The sequence below is a fragment of the Mesorhizobium silamurunense genome (assembly GCF_014843825.1).
In the GTDB taxonomy this organism is placed as follows: Bacteria; Pseudomonadota; Alphaproteobacteria; order Rhizobiales; family Rhizobiaceae; genus Mesorhizobium; species Mesorhizobium silamurunense.
The window spans coordinates 25,400-47,302 of sequence record NZ_JHQR01000073.1 but is presented as its reverse complement, the minus strand read 5'-3'; the positions used below and the strand labels follow the sequence as shown (position 1 = coordinate 47,302).

At 64.9% G+C, this 21,903-nt stretch carries 21 protein-coding genes; 9 read left to right on the top strand and 12 right to left on the bottom strand.

Going from position 1 to position 21,903, the window contains the following annotated elements; genetic code table 11:
- The 6 genes from DH10_RS37585 to DH10_RS09125 form a co-directional block, all read left to right on the top strand.
- Nucleotides 1-666: ABC transporter ATP-binding protein (locus DH10_RS37585; RefSeq protein WP_192384622.1), on the top strand; the 666-nt coding region annotated here is incomplete at its 5' end.
- Nucleotides 663-1,976, top strand: coding sequence for an extracellular solute-binding protein (locus DH10_RS09145; protein ID WP_192254070.1), 1,314 nt, complete (start codon nt 663-665; stop codon nt 1,974-1,976). The genes DH10_RS37585 and DH10_RS09145, both read left to right, overlap by 4 nt.
- On the top strand, nt 1,976-2,881 hold the full coding sequence (locus DH10_RS09140) for a carbohydrate ABC transporter permease (protein ID WP_192254072.1): 906 nt from the start codon (nt 1,976-1,978) through the stop codon (nt 2,879-2,881). Before DH10_RS09145 ends, DH10_RS09140 begins: the two co-directional genes overlap by 1 nt.
- Complete coding sequence (locus tag DH10_RS09135) at nt 2,878-3,696, top strand: carbohydrate ABC transporter permease (protein ID WP_192254074.1); 819 nt, start codon at nt 2,878-2,880, stop codon at nt 3,694-3,696. The genes DH10_RS09140 and DH10_RS09135 overlap by 4 nt, the downstream gene beginning before the upstream one ends.
- 65 nt (nt 3,697-3,761) lie before the next feature.
- Nucleotides 3,762-4,754 carry an inositol 2-dehydrogenase gene (gene iolG / locus DH10_RS09130; protein WP_192254076.1) on the top strand — a complete coding sequence of 331 codons (993 nt, stop codon included), beginning with the start codon at nt 3,762-3,764 and terminating at the stop codon, nt 4,752-4,754.
- 36 nt (nt 4,755-4,790) lie between these two features.
- Nucleotides 4,791-5,729 (top strand): sugar phosphate isomerase/epimerase family protein, encoded by a 939-nt coding sequence (locus DH10_RS09125; protein ID WP_192254078.1) that lies wholly within the window; start codon nt 4,791-4,793, stop codon nt 5,727-5,729.
- A 135-nt stretch (nt 5,730-5,864) separates the two neighbouring features.
- Here the strand turns inward: DH10_RS09125 and DH10_RS09120 are convergent, their stop codons facing one another.
- From DH10_RS09120 to DH10_RS09110, 4 genes are all read right to left on the bottom strand, one after another.
- Entirely contained in the window at nt 5,865-6,665 is an 801-nt protein-coding gene (locus DH10_RS09120; RefSeq protein WP_192254080.1) for a class I SAM-dependent methyltransferase, read from the bottom strand.
- Nucleotides 6,666-6,848: 183 nt separating this feature from the next.
- On the bottom strand, nt 6,849-7,475 hold the full coding sequence (locus tag DH10_RS37580; RefSeq protein ID WP_312891308.1) for an NAD(P)H-dependent flavin oxidoreductase: 627 nt from the start codon (nt 7,473-7,475) through the stop codon (nt 6,849-6,851).
- 14 nt (nt 7,476-7,489) lie between these two features.
- Nucleotides 7,490-7,927, bottom strand: a complete 438-nt coding sequence (locus DH10_RS37575) for an NAD(P)H-dependent flavin oxidoreductase (protein WP_281396879.1) — start codon at nt 7,925-7,927, stop codon at nt 7,490-7,492.
- Nucleotides 7,928-7,992: 65 nt separating this feature from the next.
- The gene (locus tag DH10_RS09110) at nt 7,993-9,108 is read right to left on the bottom strand and encodes a LacI family DNA-binding transcriptional regulator (RefSeq protein WP_192254082.1); all 1,116 of its coding nucleotides are present in this window, start codon (nt 9,106-9,108) and stop codon (nt 7,993-7,995) included.
- 603 nt (nt 9,109-9,711) lie between these two features.
- Between DH10_RS09110 and DH10_RS09105 the strand changes: the two genes are divergently transcribed.
- The 3 genes from DH10_RS09105 (at nt 9,712) to DH10_RS09095 (ending at nt 13,344) form a co-directional block, all read left to right on the top strand.
- Nucleotides 9,712-10,674, top strand: a complete 963-nt coding sequence (locus tag DH10_RS09105; protein WP_192254084.1) for a sugar-binding protein — start codon at nt 9,712-9,714, stop codon at nt 10,672-10,674.
- Nucleotides 10,675-10,780: 106 nt separating this feature from the next.
- The gene (locus tag DH10_RS09100) at nt 10,781-12,352 is read left to right on the top strand and encodes a sugar ABC transporter ATP-binding protein (RefSeq protein WP_192254086.1); all 1,572 of its coding nucleotides are present in this window, start codon (nt 10,781-10,783) and stop codon (nt 12,350-12,352) included.
- A complete protein-coding gene (locus tag DH10_RS09095) occupies nt 12,349-13,344 on the top strand; it encodes an ABC transporter permease (RefSeq protein ID WP_192254088.1) in 996 nt (331 codons plus the stop codon). The genes DH10_RS09100 and DH10_RS09095 overlap by 4 nt, the downstream gene beginning before the upstream one ends.
- A gap of 2 nt (nt 13,345-13,346) precedes the next feature.
- On the opposite strand, the gene phnN is transcribed toward DH10_RS09095, so the two are convergent.
- The 8 genes from phnN to DH10_RS09055 all read right to left on the bottom strand — a co-directional run bounded on the left by phnN (nt 13,347) and on the right by DH10_RS09055 (nt 21,888).
- Complete coding sequence (gene phnN, locus DH10_RS09090; protein ID WP_192254090.1) at nt 13,347-13,973, bottom strand: phosphonate metabolism protein/1,5-bisphosphokinase (PRPP-forming) PhnN; 627 nt, start codon at nt 13,971-13,973, stop codon at nt 13,347-13,349.
- Nucleotides 13,970-15,109, bottom strand: a complete 1,140-nt coding sequence (locus DH10_RS09085) for an alpha-D-ribose 1-methylphosphonate 5-triphosphate diphosphatase (RefSeq protein ID WP_192254092.1) — start codon at nt 15,107-15,109, stop codon at nt 13,970-13,972. The genes phnN and DH10_RS09085 overlap by 4 nt, the downstream gene beginning before the upstream one ends.
- Nucleotides 15,110-15,140: 31 nt before the next feature.
- A complete protein-coding gene (locus DH10_RS09080) occupies nt 15,141-15,848 on the bottom strand; it encodes a DUF1045 domain-containing protein (RefSeq protein ID WP_192254094.1) in 708 nt (235 codons plus the stop codon).
- Nucleotides 15,849-15,995: 147 nt separating this feature from the next.
- On the bottom strand, nt 15,996-16,805 hold the full coding sequence (iolB, locus tag DH10_RS09075) for a 5-deoxy-glucuronate isomerase (RefSeq protein ID WP_192384621.1): 810 nt from the start codon (nt 16,803-16,805) through the stop codon (nt 15,996-15,998).
- Nucleotides 16,806-16,820: 15 nt separating this feature from the next.
- The gene (locus tag DH10_RS09070) at nt 16,821-17,033 is read right to left on the bottom strand and encodes a DUF3329 domain-containing protein (protein WP_192254098.1); all 213 of its coding nucleotides are present in this window, start codon (nt 17,031-17,033) and stop codon (nt 16,821-16,823) included.
- 64 nt (nt 17,034-17,097) lie between these two features.
- On the bottom strand, nt 17,098-18,015 hold the full coding sequence (iolE, locus tag DH10_RS09065) for a myo-inosose-2 dehydratase (RefSeq protein ID WP_192254100.1): 918 nt from the start codon (nt 18,013-18,015) through the stop codon (nt 17,098-17,100).
- A 42-nt stretch (nt 18,016-18,057) separates the two neighbouring features.
- The gene (iolD, locus tag DH10_RS09060; RefSeq protein ID WP_192254102.1) at nt 18,058-19,902 is read right to left on the bottom strand and encodes a 3D-(3,5/4)-trihydroxycyclohexane-1,2-dione acylhydrolase (decyclizing); all 1,845 of its coding nucleotides are present in this window, start codon (nt 19,900-19,902) and stop codon (nt 18,058-18,060) included.
- A gap of 51 nt (nt 19,903-19,953) precedes the next feature.
- Nucleotides 19,954-21,888 (bottom strand): bifunctional 5-dehydro-2-deoxygluconokinase/5-dehydro-2-deoxyphosphogluconate aldolase, encoded by a 1,935-nt coding sequence (locus DH10_RS09055; RefSeq protein WP_192254104.1) that lies wholly within the window; start codon nt 21,886-21,888, stop codon nt 19,954-19,956.
- Between the last annotated feature and the right edge of the window lie 15 nt (nt 21,889-21,903).

The window sequence follows — 21,903 nt, the reverse complement described above, 5'->3', positions numbered from 1 at the left end:
GCCCGCGCCATCGTGCGCGACCCGGCGGCCTTCCTCATGGACGAGCCGCTGTCCAATCTCGACGCGCGGCTGCGGCTCACCATGCGCGGCGAGATCAAGCGGCTCTGCCAGCGCCTCGGCGCCACAACCATCTACGTCACCCACGACCAGGTCGAGGCCTTGACGATGGCGGACCTCGTCGCCGTCATGCATGGCGGCGAGCTGCAGCAGATGGCGCCGCCTATCGACATCTACGACCGTCCGGCAAACCGCTTCGTGGCCACCTTCGTCGGCAACCCGCCGATGAACATCCTGCCGGTCACGCTCTCCGAGCAAGGCGTGATGGCTGGCGGAAAGATCGTGGCGCTGGAGCGGACGCGGCTCACCGCATGCCGCCTGGCCGAGATCGTCGAGATCGGGTTGCGCCCGGAAGACTGCAGCGTCGCCCAACCCGGCGAACCGGGCGCGCTGCCCGGTGAGATCTATGTCGTCGAGCCGATGGGCAACGAGACGGTGGTCAATGTCCGCCTCGAAGGCGGCAACGTCTCGGTACGGGCCGGCCGCGATTTCAGGGGCGCGGTCGGCGAAAGCATCGGCGTCGCCTTCGACCCGGCGAACGCCTGTTTCTTCAATTCGGCCGGCTCCACCGCCGTCCACAGGGTCCACTGCAATGGGAGAGAGAAATGATGCATTCCAGCAGACTTACTCGCCGCTCCGTCATCAAGGGCGGGCTCGGCCTGGCTTTGGCCACCACGGCCCTCACCACGCTCGGCCTGCCGATGCCGGCACGGGCAGCCGGCAAGAAGGTCATCATCGGCGCCTTCGCCGATGGCGGTCTGACGCCGTTCAAGCAGAAGATCATCCCGCAGGCCAAGGAAGCCGGCTTCGACATCGAGTTCCTCGAGGACGAATACGGTGTCACGCTCGAAAAATGGTTCGCCGACGCCCAGAGCGGCGCCGGCCAGTATGACCTCTATCTGCTCGACGATCCCTGGGTGCCGCAGTTCGGCGCCGCCAACGTGCTCGAGGATCTCGGCGCCGGCGGCATCGACGGCTCCGACAAGGACTGGATCGGCTCGATGATCGACATGGGTTACTGGCCGCCGCAGAAGGGGCCGCGCGTCAAGGGCTTCGAAAGCGCCAAGCCGACACTGATCTGCGTGCCTTTCGTCGGCGACCTGCAGACGCTTACCTACCGCAACGACGTCTTCACCGGCGGCGCGCCGAAGACCTGGGACGAGGTGATCGCCAAGGGCAAGGAAGGCGTCGCGGCCGGCAAGATCAAATATCCGGTCGTCTTCCGCGGCGTTTCGGGCAATCCGATCGTCACCAGTTGGTATCCGATCTTCCTGTCGTTCGGCGGCTCCTTCTTCGACGACAAGTGGAACCCGATCTTCAATTCGGCGGAAGGCAAAGCATCGGCCGATTTCTTCGTCGGAACGATGAAGCAGAACGCGCCGAGCGGCGTGGTCGAGTTCGACTCCGACCAGGAGGGCGCCGCGATCCTCGGCGGCGATGCCGGCGCCATCATCCAGTATTCCGGCAACGCATTGAAGGCCGACGATCCCGCCCAGACCAAGGTGGCCGGCAAGCTCGATTTCGGCGTCGTGCCGAAGCAGCAGTCGGCGATCGCCCAGATGGGCATCTTTATCGCCGGCGTGCCGAAATCGGCGCCCAACAAGGCGAACGCGATCGAGTTCCTGAGGTGGTACGTCAGCGCCGAAACGCAGGCGAAGCTTGCGGAAGCGGGCTCGATCCCGGTCAAGCGCACCGCCTTCGGCGTCGCCAAGCCGGGCAACAGGCTGATCCCGGTCGCCCTGCAGCAGCTCGACGCCGGCGCGCTGCCGAGGCCCCGCACGCCGGACTGGGCGAAGGTCGAGGAACTGCTCGGCATCGAGCTCAACAAGGCGCTGCAGGCCGGTTCCGGCGGCGGTGCCGCGTTGGACAACGCCGCCAAGCAGGTCAAGGACTACCTGACCACGGCCGGTTACTACTGATGCGCGGCGCAACGCAGGCACGCAAATATCGCCTGCAGGGGGCGGGGCTCGACCTCGCCCTGCCATATCTCATGCTGGCGCCGGGCCTGATGATCGTGCTCGGCGTGCTGGTCTATCCGCTCTGGGACGGACTCAGGGCCACCACCAGGGCCTACCGCTACGGCTCGCCGATCTCCGATGTCGGCCTGCAGAACTATGTGCGTCTGTGGAGCGACGCACAGTTCCTGAATTCGCTCTGGGTCACCGTGAAGTTCGTCGCGCTGTCGGTGTCGATCGAAGCGGTGCTAGGCTTTGCGCTGGCCTTGTTCTGTCTGCGGGAGTTTCAGGGCATCCGCCTGCTCAGGACCGTGCTGATCATTCCGATGGTGGTCACGCCGGTCGTCGTCGCCATCGTCTTCAGGCTGATCTACGCCAGCGACGCCGGCATGCTGACGGCGCTCTCCGAGGCCATGGGCGGCGGCGCGGTGCAGATCCTCGGCAACCCCGTCAACGCCTTCATCGGCCTCGTCGTTCTCGACGTCTGGGAATGGACGCCGCTGATGTTCCTGATATTGCTCGCCGGGCTGCAGTCGCTGCCGCACGAGCCGTTCGAGGCGGCGCGCGTCGACGGCGCCGGCGCCTGGCGGGTGTTTGCCGACCTCACCTTCCCGATGATGCGGCCGGTGCTTGCAGTCGCCATCGTGCTCAGGACCATCGACGCCTTCGGCACCTTCGACCAGGTCTTCGTGCTGACGCGCGGCGGGCCGGGCGAGGCGACCAGGCTGGTTTCGATCTACGGCTATGACACCGCCTTCAAGTTCCAGCAGACCGGCTATGCGGCGGCGCTGTTCGTGACCATCGGCCTCGTCGTGCTGGCGCTCGCCTTCAGCGCCATCCGGCTGTTGCGAAGGGTCGATGCGTCATGAACACCCGTCTGGCACGCATCCTGACGACGATCTTCGTGCTGGCCGTGGTGCTTTTGCCGATCTACTGGCTGGTCTCGACCTCGCTCAAGTCCAACCGCGAGATCACGCAGGAAGGCACGCTCTACCCGCACGTGCCGACGCTCGACAATTACGTCAGGCTGTTCACCGAAAAGCAGTTCGGCTCCTATCTCACCAACTCGTTGGTGGTGACCTTTTTCTCCGTCGCGATCGCGCTGGTGGCCGGCGCCATGGGCGCCTACGCGATCGTCCGCTTCCGCCTGCCTTTCGCGATGGAGAGCAAGGTCGGCCTGTTCCTTCTGACGCTGCGCATCATCCCGCCGGTCGTCATCCTGATCCCGGTCTACCTGCTGATGCTCAGTCTCGGCCTGCTCGACACCTGGCTCGGACTGATCGCCACCTACACGGCCTTCAACGTCACCTTCTGCGTCTGGATGATGGAAAGCTTCTTCCGCGAAATCCCCGTCGATCTCGAGGAGGCCGCGATGGTCGACGGCGATTCGCGATTCGGCGCCTTCCGCCGCATCACACTGCCGCTCGCGGCGCCCGGGCTCGCGGCAACCGCCATCTTCGCGGTGCTGGTCACCTTCAACGAGTTCCTCTTCGCGCTGGCGCTGACGGCGACGCCGCGCGCCATGACCATGCCGCGCGGCACCGCGACGCTGATCGGCCGCATCGATACCGACTGGGCCTCGATGGCGGCAGCCGGTGTCATCGGCGCGCTGCCGATCGTCTTCTTCGCGCTCTTGGTGCAGCGCCATCTGGTGCGCGGTCTCACCATGGGCGCGGTGAAATGAATGCCGCTCAGGCAACATGAACCGGCCGTTCCGCGAACGCGCGACCTGACAGGAAAGTCGAACGCATGATGGATGTTTGTCTGTTCGGAGTGGGGCTGATCGGCCGTGTGCACGCGGGCAATCTCGCGCGTCATCCAAGGGTGCGGCTGCGCTACATCGTCGACCCCAGTCGCGAAGCGGCCGCCAAGGTCGCTGCCGTTACCGGCGCTGAGATCGCCGAGACCGAGGCCGTGATGAACGATCCGTCGGTGAAGATGGTGTTCATCGCTTCGGCGACGCGCACGCATGCCGAGCTCGCCATGGCCGCCGCGGCGCACGGCAAGGCGATCTTCTGCGAGAAACCGATCGATCTCGACCTCAAGCGCACGGACGAGTGCCTGGCCGCGGTCGAGAAAGCGGGCGTGCCGTTCCAGATCGGCTTCAACCGCCGCTTCGATCCGAGCTTCCGGGCGCTGAAGGAGCGCCTTGCCGCCGGCGAGATCGGCGCCGTCGAGCAGGTCATCATCACCAGCCGCGACCCCGAACCCGAAACCGAGGAAGCTCTGGCCGGGGGCGGGGGCGTCTTTCGCGAGATGACCATCCACGACTTCGACATGGCGCGCAATCTGCTCGGCGAGGAGCCGACCGAGCTCTTTGCAACCGGATCCTCGCTGGTGGCGCCGCAATACAAGAAGCTCGGCGACTACGACACGGCGATGTTCATCTTGCGCACCGCGTCCGGCCGCCAGTGCCACATCAACAACAGCGTCAGGGCCGCCTATGGCTACGACCAGCGCATCGAGGTGCATGGCGCGGACGGCATGCTGCAGGCCGGCAACCGGCTGCCGACATCGGTCGAGATGTCCGGCGCCGGAGGCATATCGCGCGACAAGCCCTACTACTTCTTCGTCGAACGCTACGCAGAATCCTACGCCGCCGAGATCGACCACTTCATCACGTGCGTGGAGACGGGCCGCAAGCCCGACGTGACCGCGAGCGACGGTCGCAAGGCGATGATCCTTTGCGATGCAGCGCTTGCTTCCGCCAAGTCAGGCAGGTTCGAGCCCGTCGGGCTCTGACTGAACGGTTTCCATTGAGGACCAGGAGCCTTCCCCATGAAGATTGGCATGATCACCGACAGCCTGGGCAACCTTTCCTTTGACGAGATGCTGCGTGCCTCGGTCGAGCTTGGCCTGGAGACGCTGGAGTTCGCCTGCGGCAACTGGTCGTCGGCGCCGCACATCGATCTGCAGGCGATGCTGGACAGTGCTTCCACGCGCACGGAATTCGCAGCCAAGGTCAGGGATCACGGGCTGACGATCGTAGCGCTCAACTGCTCCGGCAATCCGCTGCATCCAGGGCCGCAAGGCAAGCAGCACCATCAGGTGACCGAGGATACGATCCGGCTTGCGAGCCTGATGGGGATCGATCGCGTGGTGATGATGTCCGGGTTGCCCGGCGGCCCGGGCGATGCCAACCCCAACTGGATCATCACCGACTGGCCGCCCGAATGCGCCGACATCCTGCGCTACCAGTGGGACGATTGCATCATTCCCTACTGGCGCGATCTGGTGAAGTTTTCGAACAATCTCGGCATTAGGAAGCTTTGCCTGGAACTGCACGGCCATCAGGCCGTCTACAATGTCCAGATGTTGTTCAGGCTGCGCGAGGCCGTCGGCGAAACGGTCGGCGCGAACTATGATCCGAGCCATCCGCTCTGGATGGGCGCCGACCCTATTGCCGCCGTGCGCAAGCTTGGCTCGGCAATCTACTATGTCCACGCCAAGGATACGCGCATCGAACCGATACCGGCGGCCATCGACGGTGTGCTCGATGCGCGTCCGCCAGACCACTATGCGGAACGGGCCTGGAACTACATCACGTTGGGCTACGGCCATGGCGAGACCTGGTGGCGGCAGTTCTGCACCGCGCTGAAGCAGGTCGGCTACGACGACGTGCTCTCCATCGAGCACGAGGACATGATGCTGTCGCCGATGGAGGGCATGCGCAAATCCGTGGCGTTGCTGCGCAACGTCGCCATCAATCTGGCTTGAAGGGGGGGATGCAAAGCGCTCGGCGACGGGCCGCCGGGCCGCCCGCGGCTCATCAGGCTACTTGCGCTTATCGGATTCCCAGCTTCCGCAGCGTTCGCGATGCGGTGCGCGCTCAGCTCAGATCGCGCTAAAAAATCAGGGCACAATCCCCCGGCAGGCCCAGGCGACATTGGCGAACGACCTCGGGCCGTCGGAACGGCCGGCCTGATAGGCGTCGCGGACGGCAGCTTCGACGCGCTGCCGCTCGGCCGCGTCGAGCGTGGTCATGTATTTGCCGAGCGGCCCTTCGCCGGCACCGATCGGCGCCCAGTAATCGTTGAAATTCTCATAATCCATCCGGATCATCAGCTCGGTCTCGGTGACGTCGGCCAGCCCTTGTTCGACAAACGTCCGCTTCATCTCGCCGGGCTGCATCATCGGCTGAAAGCAGTAGCGATTGCGCATCTGGCGGCCGCTTTCGCTCAGCGCCGCCACCGTGTCGATCATCATGCGCATGCCCGGCATGCCGCCGAGATGATCCCACACCACGGCCGCGACCACGCCGCCCGGCCGCACCACGCGGCGCATCTCGGCCACCGCCTTGCCGGTGTCCGGCACGAAGTGAAGCACCAGCAGCGCCAGTGCACGGTCGAACATGTCGTCCGCGAAAGGCAGCGCCGTGGCGTCGGCCTGCTGGAAGGTGATGCGCGGATCGGTGTTGCGCTCCTTCGCCGCCTGGACGAAGACCGGCGAGAAGTCGATGGCCTGGATCTCGGCAAGATCGGCGGATTTCACCAGCTCGAAGGTCAGGCTGCCGGTGCCGCAGCCGACGTCGAGGATCTTTTCGCCGCCGGCCACGCCAGCGAAGTCGATGAACTTGGGCGCCAGCCTGCGGCTCCAGCGCCCCATGAGCTGCTCATAGCCGGACGCTTCGTGAACGGTAAAGATCGACGCCATCGGAACCTCCCATTGATGAGCTCAAGCTAAACCTCGACGCAAGCGCTGCATAGGCGCACGCAATCGGCGTCGCCGGCAGTGAGGATACCGCGGCGCGGACCAGCGCTTATGTGGACGACTTCACGGTCGTCACGCGGTCGCAGACATTCCAGCTTAGCGGTGGGTTTTTGCGAACGGATGTCTTCACGCCGATGACGCCGAGAGCGTATCGAATATCCCCTTCGCCTCGGCGACAAGCGCATGCATCAGCTCTCCCGCAGGAAGCTCTCGGTTCAACGCTGCCGCCTGTCCGTAGAGATGAAACGCGAAATCTAACCTTGCATGATCGGCATCGCCGAGCGGAGCGGTTAGAGCGTACATTTGCGGGAAATCCGGAAGGGGCGTCCGGCTCTCCTCCATCTCCAGGGCGTAGCGCGTGCGTTTCGCCCGCGCGGCACGGCCCGAGAAAGCATCGGTGACCATCGTGTCCGTATCCGTCGCGGAGCGGATCAGGGCGCGGCGCGGTGCGTCCGTGCCGGCTTCGTCGCAGGACAGAAAGCCGGTGCCGATCTGCACGCCGCTGGCGCCAAGAGCGAAAGCAGCCGCTATGCCTCGGCCGTCGGCAATGCCTCCCGCGGCAATGATCGGGAGCTTGACGGCGTCGACGATTTGGGGAACCAGCGCCATCGTTCCTACGCCGTCACCCGGACCGCTCGGGACGTGAGAGCCGCGGTGGCCTCCAGCCTCCCATCCCTGGGCAATGACAGCATCGGCTCCACAGTCGGCAAGCTTGCGCGCCTCGGCGACGTTCGTCGCGGTGCTGATGATCACGATCCCAGCCTGCTTCAGCCTGGCGACCTTGGCCCGTCCGGTATACCGAAATGGAAGCTCACGACCGGCGGGCGGATCTCGAGCACCAGGTCAAGCTTTTCGTCGTCGAAACCCGGCCCGATCGGCGGAAGCCTTGCCGGCGGCTCGCCGAGGGAAAGCTCCCTGTAGTATAGCCGCAATCTGTCGATGGCCCGCGCCAATACGGCATCGCTGGTGCTGGGTTTCGGGTAGACGAAGAAATTGAGATTGAACGAACGCTCGGTCGAGACGCGCATCTGGCGTGCAACGTTGCGCAGGCCGTCCGGCAGCATCGACGCGCAGCCGAGCGATCCCAACCCGCCGGCATTGCTCACCGCCGCGGCGAGTTCCGGCGTTGCCGAGCCGGCCATCGGAGCCTGGATGATGGGATGCTCGATCTTCAGCAGATCGCAGAGACGGCGGTTCGGCCACATGAGCGTCTTTCCTGTGTCGAGGAAGGGGCATACGCCCACCCAGCATAGGCCTGCTCAGGGCCCGGTCACCGGAATTGTGCGGGCACGCTCCCCACGCTCTCCCGCTCCACCAGCGGGCATTCCAGCTTGGTAATGGGGTAGCGGCCGTGACCTGGAGTCGGCGGCGTCTCCAGCTGCTCGATCGCCCAGTGGCCCATGGCCAGATGCGGCAGGATCGACGTGGTCAGCGGCGGGAAGAGGTGGCGGGCGATCTCCTCGTCGTCATAGCCGACCACGGAAATGTCCTGCGGGATGTGCAGGCCGGCTTCCTTCAGCGCCTCGTAGCAGCCGATCGCGGTGCGGTCGTTCTGGCAGAAGATCGCGGTCGGGCGGTCCTTCAGGGCAAGCAACTTGACGGTCGCGGCATAGCCGGCGCTGGCCGACCAGTCGCCCTCGACCACCAGCTCCGGATCGAAGGGGATGTCGGCGGTGGCGAGCGCGCGGCGATAGCCTTTCAACCGGTCTTGCGCCGCCTGCATCCAGGGCTCGCCGGTGATGGTGGCGATGCGGCGGTGGCCATGGCTGATCAGATGCCGGGTGGAGCTCTGGCCGCCCGCGATCTCTGAGGGCACCACGGCCGGGAAAGCATAGTCGGCGGTGTAGCAGTTGAGCAGAATGACCGGGATATCGAGACTGTAGAGAAACTCGGGCGCCGTGATCTCGCGGGTGAAGATGGTCATGTAGATCAGCGCCGAGATGCCGCCTCGCGTCAGCGCTGAAATAGCGCGCGGCTCCATCTCGGCATCGCCCATGGTCTGCGCCACCAGGAGAACGTTGCCTGCGTTCCACGAGGCCTGGCGCGCGCCCTCGATGGCGACCACCGCCTCGGGGCTGGTGGCGAGCTGATCTACGGCAAAGCCGATGATGCCATCCAGCCCTTCGAAAGGCATCACCGGCGGGCGCAGGGCGGAGAAGACTGGCGGCGAATAGCCGAGCGCTCTGGCGGCCTCGATCACCCGGTCGCGCGTCTGCTGCGACAGCCTGATGCCCGGCGAATTGTTGAGCACGAAGGAGACCGTCGCCTGCGAGCAGCCGGCCGCGCGCGCGATGTCGGTCATGGTGACACGGCCCTTGGGCTTGGCGGACGGCTTGCGGCGCCTGGACGTTTCCGGAGGATCGCGCAATTCCGTCGGTTCACTCATGGTCGTTTCCCAAACCCTGCCGGCTGTTAAGCAAAGGCCGGCGGCAACGGCAAGATGCTCCGGCGCGGCGTATTTATGGGAATCGCGCCTTGGTTATAACTATTATCATATCCGACACCTTCGGCGCCAGCCACATCCCACCTGTCGACGAAACAAGCTGAAAAAGGTCAGCGAAGCTGACGATCCCGCCAGATTTGGCATGATGACCGCCGCTGCCATTCCTCCCCTGCCAACTAGCGGCTTGTCTCTTCGCACCCCCGTGAAAATGCGCGCCTGGGTGCCATAACTAATACTCTTTACTAATATCGGTAAGCGTTCTACTGTCAACTCGTTCGCAACTTGGCTGGAGCCTTCCGGCCAATAGCGGCAGTGGAGCGAGCGTGCGCCAGACGGAGGGAATGTCGCCGGAAGGGCAGCCTCGTTTTCACGAAAATGTCAGACAAATCGGACTATTTACGAACGCCAAATCTGTGTCTAGTGTCTTGGTCGCGGCTGGATTGGCGCCGTTCTTAAGTTGCCAGACCTTGGGCAAGCCCCTTGAGGAGGAGGGCGTCCAGGCCGCAGCCGAGACATCAGCGATGAGTTTCAAAAGGGAGGTTGAATATGAAATCTGTGATCCGTAACGCATCGGTCGCCGCGGCGGCCCTGTTGCTCGGCCTGTCGGCGAGCGCGATCGCTCGCGCCGACGACAAGCCGACGCTTGCCTTCGTCGTCAACGGCGCGTCCGACTTCTGGAAAGCGGCGGAAGCCGGCGTGAAGAAAGCGCAGGGCGAACTGCCCGACTATACTCTCGAGCTCAAATATCCGGAGCAATCGTCGGTCGCCATCCAGCAGCGGCTGATGGACGATCTGGTGACGGCCGGCGTCAAGGGCATCATGGTGTCCGCCGTCGACCCCAAGACCTCGACCGACGGGCTGAACAAGATCGCATCCGAGACAGCACTGTTCACCACCGACAGCGATGCCCCGCAGACCAAGCGCGTCGCCTATATCGGCTCGTCCAACGTCGACGCCGGCAAGCAGGCGGCCGAGATCGCCAAGAAGGCGATGCCCGACGGCGGCAAGTGCCTCGGCTTCGTCGGCCTGCTCGGCGCCGACAACGCTAAGGAGCGCATCCAGGGCATGAAGGACGGGCTCGCCGGCAGCAAGATCGAGCTGGTCGACGTGCGCGGCGACGACATCGACCAGGCGCGCGCCAAGAAGAATGTCGAGGACGCGCTGGTCGCCAGCCCCGACATCACCTGCATGGTTGGCTTCTACTCCTACAACACGCCGCGCATCTACGAAGCGCTGCGCGACGCCGGCAAGCTCGGCCAGATCACCGTCGTCGGCTTCGACGATGATCCGATCACGCTGGGCGGCGTCAAGGAAGGCACCGTTGCAGCGACCGTCGTGCAGCAGCCGTTCGAATGGGCCTATCAGGGCATGAAGCTGATGGCCTCCTACCTCAAGGGCGACAAGTCGGGCATTCCGGAGAACGGTCTGATCATCGTGCCGACCAAGATCATCGGCAAGGACGACGTCGACGCCTACGCCGCGAACCTGAAGGCGATGGCCGGCAAATAATCGATAAACAGTTGCGCCGGCTCAAGGTCCGCCTTGAGCCGGCGTCCGTATTGACGGGCCTTGGCTAGCCCGTCAGTCTGTAGCCCACCGGCTGCTATCAGGCGTGATGAATTACTCCGAGACATCCTTCGCTCAATCGACGACCGCTCCGTTCCTGAGCCTCGAGGCCGTGCGCAAGACCTATCCCGGCGTCGTGGCGCTGGACGGGTTCTCCATGGAGGTCAGGCCGGGCGAGGTGATCGGCCTGGTCGGCGAAAACGGCGCCGGCAAATCGACCCTGATGAAGATCCTCGGCGGCGTGACGCGACCGGACAGCGGCACGGTCACCGTCGATGGCGTCGCGCACGAGGGGCTGACGGTCGAGGGCAGTATCGGCTCCGGCATTGCCTTCGTGCATCAGGAGCTCAATCTCTTCGAAAACCTCGATGTCGCCGCCAACATCTTCTTCGGCCGCGAGCCGCTGAAGGCCGGGCCGCTGAGGCTGGTCGACCGCGCGAAATTGCGCGAGATGGTGGCCCCACTCTTGAAGCGCGTCGGCGCCAATTTCTCGGCCGACGCGCCGGTCGCATCGCTCTCGCTCGCCCAGCAGCAGATGGTCGAGATCGCCAAGGCGCTGTCGATCAGGGCGCGGCTGGTTATCCTCGACGAGCCGACTTCCAGCCTGCCGATCGCCGAGACCGAAAAGCTCCTCGACGTGATCAAGGGGCTGAAGGCGGAAGGCATCAGCGTCATCTTCATCTCGCACCGCCTGCACGAGGTCGAGCGCGTCGCCGACCGCGTCGTGGTGCTGCGCGACGGCATGCTCGCCGGCACGCTGCCGAAGGACCAGATCAATCACGACCAGATGGTCAAGCTGATGATCGGACGCATGCTGAAGGAGCGCGAGAAGGCCTCGGAAGCGGGGCGCGCGCCGGGGCGCGTCGCGCTCTCGGCGGATGCGGTGCGCACTAGCGCCTATCCCGACCGCCCGGTCGATCTCGAAGTCCGGCGCGGCGAGATCCTCGGCCTTGCCGGGCTGGTGGGCTCGGGGCGCACAGAACTTGCGCGCGTGCTGTTCGGCATCGACGAACGCCTCGGCGGCAGCGTCACGCTGGAGGGCAAGACGCTCAATGTCCGATCCGCCGCCGACGCTGTGGCGAGCGGCATCTTCCTCGTGCCTGAGGACCGCAAGCTCACCGGCATCCTGCTCGACCTCTCGATTGCTGAAAACATTTCGTTGCCCAATTTGCCGGCGCATGCGAAGCGCTCGCTGGTCTCGACCGGCGCCGAGATCGCCACCGCCGAGAAGCAGAAGAAGGACCTCGGCATCAAGGCGCCGTCGGTCCTGACCCGCACCGGCACGCTCTCGGGCGGCAACCAACAGAAGGTGGTTTTGGCCAAATGGCTGGCGATGAACCCCAAGGTGATGATCCTCGACGAACCGACGCGCGGCATCGACATCGGCGCCAAGGCCGAGATCTACGGGCTGATGCGAGCGCTGGCCGACGCCGGCGTCGCGGTGCTGATGATCTCCAGCGACATGGAAGAGGTGATCGGCGTCTCGGACCGTATCGCGGTCATGCATGAGGGGCAGATCTCAGGCATTCTCGACCGGGACGATTTCAGCCAGGAGAACGTGCTTTTGCTGGCGGTGGGCAAGAAGCCGAAGCTGGCGCATGCCGCTGGAGGAGCGCAATGAGCAAGAAAGATCTCGGCCTGCTGGTCCTCATCCTGGTGGTCGGCGCGGTGGTGACGGCAATCAACCCGCGCTTCCTATCGACGATCAATCTCGCCAACACCTCCAACCTGGTCGCGCTATTCGGCATCCTTTCGATCGGCCAAGCCTTCGTCATCATCACCGGCGGCATCGAGCTTTCGGTCGGTTCGCTGGTGGCGCTGCTCGGCACGCTGTTCATCGACTTCATCGCCGTGCGCGAGATGGATTGGCCGCTGGCCTTCGTGCTGATCATCGTGCTCGGCGCCATCATCGGCTTCGTGCATGGCTGGCTGATCACGCGGCTGAAATTGCAGCCTTTCGTGGTGACGCTCTGCGGCCTGTTGATCTATCGCGGCGTAGCGCGCTTCTACACCGCCGACGGCACCGCCGGTTTCGCCTTCGGGCAGAATTTTCCAACGCTCGAATATCTGACTGCGGGTCGCTCCGGCGGCTTGCCAAACAGCTTTATCGCGCTGATCGTGATCGCCATCGTCATGTGGGTGGTGCTGCACCGCTCGGTGTTCGGGCGCTACCTCTACGCCATCGGCAAGAACGAGGAAGCGGCGAAATATTCGGGCATCCGCACCGGGCGCGTGGTGATCGCGGCCTATGTCATCTGCGGCGTGCTGACGGCGCTGTCGGCGATCTATTTCGCCATGTACACACGCTCGATCTCGCCGGCCAGCCACGGCCAGTTCTACGAGCTCTACGCCATCGCCGCGGCGGTGCTCGGCGGCTTCTCGCTGCGCGGCGGCGAGGGTTCGCTTGTGGGCGTCATCCTCGGCACGGTGCTGCTGCAGGAACTGCAGAACCTGGTCAATCTGCTCGGCATCCCTTCATCGCTCAACTTCGCGGTGATGGGCGGGGTGATCCTGATTGGCGTGCTGGTCGACCAGCAATGGGGCGTGTTCCGCGCCCGGCGCCGGATGATAGAGGCCGCGCGCCGGGACGTCGCCGGCGCACCGGCGGAATAGCCTTAGATAAGGTCGGACAGGTCCGAAAACGCCATCGCCTTGCGCAGCACCTCGGCGAAACGCTCGCCGGCGATGTCTTTCGCGCCGCTGTTGTCGATCGAGGTCACGTCCGGTCCGGAAAGCGTCACGCTGGTGCTGCGCGCCAGGCGCGCCAGCACCTCGCCGCGCGATTCACGGCCGCGCGCCGCCAGCCGCTCGGCGAGGATTTCGGGCGCCGCGGTGATCTCGACCACCGTCAGATTGGCATAGCGCTCGCGCAACGCCGGGATGACGGCGCGAGAGACATTGGCCACGGCCACGTGGCCGTTGGCGACTGCCCAGTCGACGTCGGCGGGCAAGCCATAGCGCAGGCCATGCGCGTCCCAGCAGATGGCGAAGGCGCCATCTGCCTCCGCCTCGGCGAAGGCGGCATCGGCCAGCGTGTCGTGGTCCTCGCTGGCGGAGTCGCTCGGCCGGGTGATGACGCGGCGCACGAATTCCAGCCGGCTCTCGTCGGCAAAACGCGCCTTGGCGTAGCCGATCACCGTGTCCTTGCCGGCACCGCTCGGGCCGACGACCGCGACGAAGACGCCGTTGCGGATCGGGAGCGTTTCGGTGAGCTCGCGTTCGATCGACGCCGAAACCATCATGCGACACGCCTCCCCTGGCGCCAGACGGTGCGCACCACCGGCACATGCTCGTCGACGCGCACACGCACGAGATCGGCGCGCCGGTCCGGCTCGACGACGCCGCGGTCGGTGAGGCCGACGGCGTCGGCCGGATTCTTCGACACCATGGCGACCGCCTGCGGCAGCGAGATGCCTTCGACGACATCGCCGAGGAAGAAGGCCGCCTGGATCAGGCTGAAAGGGATGTAGTCGGACGACAGGATGTCGAGCAGGCCGTCGCCGGCGAGCGCCCTGGCCGAGACGTTGCCTGAATGCGAGGAGCCGCGCATGACGTTGGGCGCGCCCATCAGAACGCCGAGGCCGGCCGCCTTCGAGGCCCTTGCCGCCTCCTCGGTGGTCGGGAATTCGGCGACGCGCACGCCCTGCTCCACCGCCTCGTCGACATGGCCGGCCGTCGCATCGTCATGGCTGGCGAGCACGACGCCGCGCTCCTGGCAGGCGGCGGAGATGAAGACGCGGTTCGGGCCGGAATTCCTTGCCGATTCGGCCATCCGCTTCTCGCAGAATTTCTGGAAGTCGCGGTCGGTCAGCTTCAGCTTGCGCTGGTAGTAATAGGCATAGGTCTCGAGATTGACGAACTGGCGCTGTCCAGGCGCATGGTCCATCAGCGAGGCGAGCTTCACCCTGTCGTCGGTCTCGAAATTGGCGAAGGCCTCGAGACAGTCCGGCGCCGAGACCTCACAGCGCAGGTGGATGAAATGGTCGGCCCTGAGCCGATCCTGTCTGACGCTGTCCTCGATCGCGTCGGCTAGCTTGCGAACGTCGTCGGATTTCAGGTCGGCGTCCTCATCCATGCCGACACGCAAGGCATCGAGCACCGTGGTGATGCCGGCGGTCGCGACCTGCGCGTCATGGGCAAGCACGGCGGCGATCGGGTTCCAGCGCACTTTCGGGCGCGGCGCGTAGTGGCCTTCGAGATGGTCGGTGTGCAGCTCGACAAGGCCCGGGATGATGTAATCGCCGCCCATATCCTCGCCGGCGCGCGTGGCGCCCGGCTCAATCGCGGCAATCAGGCCATCGCGCAGCAGCAGCGAGCCCTCAACGATCTCGTCGGGCAGCACGATGCGAGCATTGTTCAGAACGGTCTCGGCGGTCATTTCAGGCGGTCCTTGGTCTCAGGCAATAGCATCAGGCGGTCTTTCTGACCGGGCGGCGGCCAAGTTCATGGTGGGAAAGCGCCATGAAAGGGGCGCCCGGTTCGGTCTCGACGAACAGCGTCAGCGCATCCACCGGCACCGGGTGCTGCAGCACATCCGCGAACAGGCTGTCGATTGCTGCACGAAGACGGGGGCTTTCCTGTGGCCCCACGCGACCGGACAAAGTCATGTGGAAGCGGAACGTTTCAAAAACGTAAGGATAGCCCCACTGGCACAGATTGCGGAATTCCTGCGGCTTCAGCGAGTCGGGGCTGCGTCGCTCGATTTCGGCTTCGGTCAGCGGCGCGCGGAAGCGATCGAAAGCGCGCACCACCTCGCTGGCGAAACTGTTGAGTGGGTCGAACGGGGTTTCCGGCACCAGCGCGAAAAAACCGTCGATCTGGCCGACGACAAGGCGCGGGATGACGACCGACAGCGTCGCCTCGGCGAAATCGTCGAGCGCTTTGCGGAGCGAAGCCTCCGTCTCGTTCGACGCCAGCCGGAAGGGCGCCTTCAGCGTCGCGTGAAACCCGTAGCGCCTGGCCGATGCGGTGTGGAAGGCAACTTCCGCCGCTGACAGATCAGCCACGGCCTCGACCGGCCGCGTCGCCGCGCCGAACGGGTCGCGGCCAAGCCAATTGGCGGCGATGCGCGCCAGCGGCTCGTCCTGCCGTGGGGTGAAATAGATGGCGTAGCGCATGAAACGTCCTCGTCAGACCCCGCCATAGGTGATTTCCATGACGGATTGACGAAGCTTTCATGGGTTTTCGAAGGCAAACAGACCCTGGCGGTCCTTAGCCGACGATTTTTCCGAACTGGACCAACAGGTTGAGCGCTATGAAAAATCTCAGGCCTTCATCAGCCACTCATGCTCGGCCGCGTTGTGGAATTTCCACGTCCGCTTGGGGCCGGCCATGACGTTGAGATAGTAGACATAGCCGTGGCAGGCCGCGCAGGGGTGATAGCCCTTCGGCACCAGCACGACATCGCCGTCCTCGATCGCCATCGCCTCGTCCAGCTCGCGCTCGCCGTTCTTGCCGGCGTCCGTATAGACGCGCTGGAAGGCGAAGCCCTGCGGCGGGTTGAGGCGATGGTAATAGGTCTCCTCGAGATAGGATTCGACGGGGAGATTGTCCTGGTCGTGCTTGTGCGGCGGATAGCTGGAGGTATGGCCGCCAGGCGTGATGACCTCGACCACCAGCAGCGAATCGGCCGGCTTGCCCTCAGGCAGGATATTGGTGACGTAGCGCGTGTTGGTGCCCTTGCCGCGCACCTCCTGGCCGAGATCGTCAGGTGCAATGACGCGGGCGGGCAGGCCGCCGCCAAGGCCCGGCGCCGAGCAGACGGCGAGCTCCAGTTCGGTATCGGCGGTTATCGACCAGTCGGAGCCTTGCGGAACATAGACCGACCAGGGCTTGCCCTCGAAGGGCGACATGCGCTCGCCAAGCAGGCCGAGGTCCCTGCCGCCGGTCGACGCCTTGCCCTTGCCGGTAACGAACACCAGGCAGACCTCGCGGTCGCCAGTTGAGCCGGACGCCGTCTCGCCGGGCTTGAGCCGATGGAGATCGAAGCCGACATAGGTCCAGCCGGCGCTTTTCGGGGTAACGTGAGCGACGCGGCCGTGGCCCTTGTCGGCCTTGACGAGCAGTTTCGACATTGGGAGCTCCTTAGATCATTCCTTCGGCTCGGCCGGAGGCTTGGCCTCCTCAACCGGCTTGTAGAGGTAGAAGAACTGCCACACGGCGTAACCGGCGAAGCCGAGCGCGATGACGCCCCAGAACGGTGTGCCGGAGGCGAACTCGATCACCGACCAGACAAGGCAGACCGCGACCACGGCGATGCGTCGCCACAGCGGCCGGAAGAAGGGATGCTCATAGTCTTTCATCGCGCCAATCCAGGATTTGCCCAGCACGCATCAGATAGACCGAGCGCCCAAGCTAATCCACCGTTCAGGCATTCGGAAAACCTTGCGTCTCCACCGTGTAGCCGGCGGCTGTCATCACTCGCATCAGCTCCTTGTGACCGACCTCAGCCATTTTCAGCGGCGGGTTCTTCTTCGGATCCTGCTCGGCCTCGACGACGAACCAGCCTTCATAACCATAATCGGCAAACCTCTGCACGATTGCGCCGAAGTCGAGCGAGCCGTCGCCCGGCACGGTGAAGGCGCCGAGCGCCACCGCATCGAGGAAGGACTGCTTGGTGCGGTCGAGACCGTCGATCACGCCCATGCGCACATCCTTCACATGGACGTGGTTGATGCGCTTGTGGTGATTGTCGATGGCGCGCAGCACATCGCCACCGGCAAAAGCGAGATGGCCGGCATCGAGCAGCAGCGGGATGCCTTCGCCGGAATGGCGCATGAAGGCGTCGAGCTCCGGCTCGGTCTCGATCACCGCCGCCATATGGTGATGGTAGGAGAGCGGCATGCCCTGGTCGGCGCACCACTCGCCGAATTCGGTGACGCGCCGGCCATAGGCCTTCATCTCGTCGCCGGAAAGCTTCGGCTTGGTGGCCAAAGGCTTGGAGCGGTCGCCCTGGATGGAGCGGCCGACCTCGCCATAGACGATGCAGGGCGCGTTGACCGCCTTGAACAGGTCGATCATCGGCTGGATGCGATCCTTGTTCTTGGAGATGTCCTCGTCGACCAGCGTGCCGGAGAACCAGCCGCCGCAAAGCGTGACGTCGGCTTCCTTCAGGATCGGCAACATCACCTTCGGATCGTTGGGGAAGCGACGGCCCATCTCCATGCCGGTGAAGCCGGCCGAGCGCGACTGGCGCAAACATTCCTCCAGCGACACGTCATCGCTCAATTCCGCGAGATCGTCGTTCCACCACGCGATGGGGGACATGCCCAGTTTGGCTTTCAAGTCGTCACTCCAATGTCAGGTTCGTTGCGAGGCAGACGCGGCTCAGCCCTGACGGCTGCCCACGGCTTCCTCATATTTCTTGCGTGCGGCGTTGACTTCGCGTCGCGACGAGACTTCCGGCACCGCGACGTCCCACCAATGGCCGCCGGCTTCGGTCGAGACCAGCGGATCGGTGTCGATGACCAGCACGGTGGTCTTATTGTTGCCTTTCGCCTTGGCGAGCGCCGTCTCCAGTTCGGCAATAGACGCAACCTTCTCGGCGACGGCGCCGAGGCTCGCCGCATGCGCGGCGAAGTCGACGTCGGGCATCACCTCGTGGCGCGCGTCCTTCAAGAGATTGTTGAAGTTGGCGCCGCCGGTCGCCATCTGCAGCCGGTTGATGCAGCCATAGCCGCGGTTGTCGAGCAGCACGATGGTGAGCTTCAGGCCGAGCATCACCGAGGTGGCGATCTCGGAGTTGAGCATCAGGTAAGAGCCGTCGCCGACCATGACGACGACCTCCTGGTCGGGCTTCGCCATCTTGACGCCGAGACCGCCGGCGATCTCGTAGCCCATGGTCGAAAACCCGTATTCGGCGTGATAGGAGCCGGGCGCGCCGGCCTGCCAAAGCTTGTGCAGTTCGCCCGGCAGGCCGCCGGCGGCATGCAGCAGGGTCACGCCGGAGCCCATCGCGCGCTGCACAGCGCCGATCACTTGCGCATCGGATGGATAGGCGGTGTTGGTCGATGCCGTCACCTTGGCGGCCGCGGCCTGCCATTCGTTCTTGCCCTTCAGCGCATTGTCGGTCCAGGCGGCCGGCGCCTTCCAGCCTTTCAGTGCGGCGGAAAGCTCTGCCAGGCCCTCGTTCGCGTCGGCGACCAGCGGCAGGGCCCAATGCTTGCCGGCGTCGAAGACTTGCGTGTTGAGCCCGATGATGGTGCGGCCGGCATTCTTGAACAGCGCCCAGGACCCGGTGGTGAAATCTTGCAGTCTGGTGCCGACGGCAAGCACGACATCCGCCTCTTCCGCCAACCGGTTGGCGGCGGAGGTGCCGGTGACGCCGACCGCGGCCATGTTGAGCGGATGATCGTCGGGGAGCGAAGATTTGCCGCCTTGCGTTTCGCAAACCGGGATGCCGGCGCCCTGCGCCAGCTTCGCCAGTTCGCCTGACGCCTGCGAATAAAGGACGCCGCCGCCGGCGATCACCAGCGGCTTCTTGGCGCCCTTCAGCGCCGCGACGGCGGCCGCCAGTTCGTGGCGGTCGGGGCGAACCCTGCGCGGCGTCCAGACGCGTTCGGCAAACAGGCTTTCGGGATAATCATAAGCCTCGGCCTGCACGTCCTGGCAGAGCGAGAGCGTGACCGGGCCGCATTCGGCCGGATCGGTCAGCACCTGCATGGCGCGGTTCAGCGCCGGGATGATCTGCTCCGGCCGCGTGATGCGGTCGAAATAGCGCGACACCGGGCGGAAGCAGTCATTGACGCTTGCCGTGCCGTCGGAAAAATCCTCGGCCTGCTGCAGCACCGGGTCCGGCAAGCGGTTGGCGAAGACGTCGCCGGGCAGCAGCAGCACCGGCAGCCGGTTGACGTGAGCGAGCGCGGCAGCCGTCACCATGTTCAGCGCGCCGGGGCCGATCGAGGTGGTCGCGGCCATGAAGCGACGGCGGAAATTGGCTTTGCCATAGGCGATCGCCGCATGCGCCATCGCCTGCTCGTTATGGGCGCGGAAGGTCGGCAATTCATCGCGGACCTGATAGAGCGCCTCGCCGATGCCGGCGACATTGCCGTGGCCGAAGATCGCCCAGACGCCGCCGAAGATCGGCACTTGTCTGCCGTCGATCTCGGTCATCTGTCGCGACAGAAAGCGGGTCAGCGCCTGCGCCATGGTCAGGCGAACGGTCTTGCTCATTGGTCGTTTCCTCCGGCTTTCCTTGTGCCGTCTTGTTATGCTGCCGCCTTCTTATGCTGCTTTGCGGCCACGCGCGGCAAGCCATGCCTCGGTGAGTTGCTCGAAGCGCGAGGCCATGTCGGCGATAGCCTCGTCATCCGACATCCGGCCGGCCAGCCATTGTTCGGCTGCGTTGATGAAGATGGTGCGACCAACGGCAAATCCCTTGACGATGGGCGCATCCGCCGTGGCGGCAAAGGCAGCCACCAGCTCGTCCTGCGGCGCTTCCAGGCCGAGCAGCACGACGCCGCGGCACCATGGGTCGTTCTTGACGATCACCTGTTCGATCTTTGCCCAGGCGTTGGCCGAAGCCTGCGGCTCGAGCTTCCACCAGTCGGGCTTGATGCCCAGCGCATAGAGCTCCTCCAGCGCGCGCGGAATGGTGTTGTCGTCGAGCTTGCCATGCTTGCCGGCGATGATCTCGACCAGAAGTTCCCTGCCGACTTTCCGCGCGGCCTCGAACAGCGCCCGCAGCTTCTGCTGCTGCTCGACCTTCAGCGCTTCCGGGTCATCCGGATGATAGAAGCACAGGCATTTGATGCAGTGGTCGACGGGCCAGCCGATGAGCTGTGAGCCGATGTCCTGCGAGAATTCGAAGCGGAGCGGCCGCGATCCGGGCAATTCGACCGGGCGGCCGAGCCAGGCGAAGGGGTGGCGGGCGAATTCGAACATGGCGTCGCGGCCATATTTCTCGTCGATCAGCATGCCGTAGCCGTCGCGGCCAGCGGCGACCTTGGCCGCCGCCTTGACGGTGAGCACCTTGAAGTCCGGGATGAGCGAGGCATCGGCGCCGACCCTGGCAGCGACGTCCTCCAGCTGGACGCGATGATCGCAGGCGAGCGCCATCAGCGAAGGGATGTCGCGCCGGCGCGTCGTCGCCCAATGGATGTGGTTGATCGCCTCATCCTTGCGCAGCGCCAGATGCTTGCTGCCGTGCTTGAGGAAGAACTGCAATTCCTCGAAGGTCGGATATTCCGGCGCGCAGAGCAGGCGCGACACGGCGAAGGCGCCGCAGGCATTGGCCCAGGTCGCGGCCGTCGCAAAACTTTCGCCGCCGAGCCAGCCGCGCAGGAAGCCCGACATGAAGGCGTCGCCGGCGCCGAGCACATTGTAGATCTCGATCGGAAAACCCTTGCCGACGACGCCGCCCTCGAGATCGTCGCTGATCGGCCCGTCATAGACGATGCAGCCCTTGGCGCCGCGCTTCAAGACGATGGTGGCCGGCGACAGCGAGCGGATCGCTTTCAGCGCGCTCAGGCAATCGTCGGCGCCGGAGGCGATCATGATCTCCTCCTCGGTGCCGACGATGAGGTCGCAATCGGGCAGCACCGTCTTCAGCTGCGCCGAGACGCGGTCGGACTTGACATAGCGCTCGAAGCCCTCGGCATGACCGGCAAGGCCCCAGAGGTTCGGGCGGTAGTCGATGTCGAACACCACCTTGCCGCCCTTGGCCTTCATCAAACGGATCGCCTTGCGCTGCGCGGCATCGGTGTTGGGGCGGGAGAAATGCGTGCCGGTAACGACGACCGCGCGGGCCGAGGCAATAAACGCTTCGTCGATGTCCTCTTCCGCGAGCGCCATGTCGGCGCAGTCGGAACGGTAGAAGATCATCGGCGAGACGCCTTCGTCCTCGACGGAAAGCAGCACCAGCGCCGTCAGCCGCTCCTTGTCGGTCTTCAAGCCGTCGACCGAGACGCCTTCACGCTTGAGCTGCTCGCGGATGAAGCGGCCCATCTGCTCGTCGCCGACGCGGGTGAGCAGCGCCGAGCGCAGGCCGAGCCTCGCCGTGCCGACGGAAATATTGGCCGGGCAGCCGCCGACCGATTTGGCGAAGGAGGTGATGTCTTCCAGCCGCGAGCCGATCTGCTGGCCGTAGAGATCGACCGAGGCGCGGCCGATCGTGATGACGTCGAGCGGCGGATATTTCGCTTCCACGGCTTCGCCCATTCGAACCTCCCATCG

Bases quoted from the DNA above. Each gene is read 5' to 3' on its own strand.
- DH10_RS09145 (WP_192254070.1), top strand. From the start codon at position 663: ATGATGCATTCCAGCAGACTTACTCGCCGCTCCGTCATCAAGGGCGGG.
- DH10_RS09140 (WP_192254072.1), top strand. From the start codon at position 1,976: ATGCGCGGCGCAACGCAGGCACGCAAATATCGCCTGCAGGGGGCGGGG.
- DH10_RS09135 (WP_192254074.1), top strand. From the start codon at position 2,878: ATGAACACCCGTCTGGCACGCATCCTGACGACGATCTTCGTGCTGGCC.
- iolG (WP_192254076.1), top strand. From the start codon at position 3,762: ATGATGGATGTTTGTCTGTTCGGAGTGGGGCTGATCGGCCGTGTGCAC.
- DH10_RS09125 (WP_192254078.1), top strand. From the start codon at position 4,791: ATGAAGATTGGCATGATCACCGACAGCCTGGGCAACCTTTCCTTTGAC.
- DH10_RS09120 (WP_192254080.1), bottom strand. From the start codon at position 6,665: ATGGCGTCGATCTTTACCGTTCACGAAGCGTCCGGCTATGAGCAGCTC.
- DH10_RS37575 (WP_281396879.1), bottom strand. From the start codon at position 7,927: ATGTGGCCGAACCGCCGTCTCTGCGATCTGCTGAAGATCGAGCATCCC.
- DH10_RS09110 (WP_192254082.1), bottom strand. From the start codon at position 9,108: ATGAGTGAACCGACGGAATTGCGCGATCCTCCGGAAACGTCCAGGCGC.
- DH10_RS09105 (WP_192254084.1), top strand. From the start codon at position 9,712: ATGAAATCTGTGATCCGTAACGCATCGGTCGCCGCGGCGGCCCTGTTG.
- DH10_RS09100 (WP_192254086.1), top strand. From the start codon at position 10,781: ATGAATTACTCCGAGACATCCTTCGCTCAATCGACGACCGCTCCGTTC.
- DH10_RS09095 (WP_192254088.1), top strand. From the start codon at position 12,349: ATGAGCAAGAAAGATCTCGGCCTGCTGGTCCTCATCCTGGTGGTCGGC.
- phnN (WP_192254090.1), bottom strand. From the start codon at position 13,973: ATGATGGTTTCGGCGTCGATCGAACGCGAGCTCACCGAAACGCTCCCG.
- DH10_RS09085 (WP_192254092.1), bottom strand. From the start codon at position 15,109: ATGACCGCCGAGACCGTTCTGAACAATGCTCGCATCGTGCTGCCCGAC.
- DH10_RS09080 (WP_192254094.1), bottom strand. From the start codon at position 15,848: ATGCGCTACGCCATCTATTTCACCCCACGGCAGGACGAGCCGCTGGCG.
- iolB (WP_192384621.1), bottom strand. From the start codon at position 16,805: ATGTCGAAACTGCTCGTCAAGGCCGACAAGGGCCACGGCCGCGTCGCT.
- DH10_RS09070 (WP_192254098.1), bottom strand. From the start codon at position 17,033: ATGAAAGACTATGAGCATCCCTTCTTCCGGCCGCTGTGGCGACGCATC.
- iolD (WP_192254102.1), bottom strand. From the start codon at position 19,902: ATGAGCAAGACCGTTCGCCTGACCATGGCGCAGGCGCTGACCCGCTTT.
- DH10_RS09055 (WP_192254104.1), bottom strand. From the start codon at position 21,888: ATGGGCGAAGCCGTGGAAGCGAAATATCCGCCGCTCGACGTCATCACG.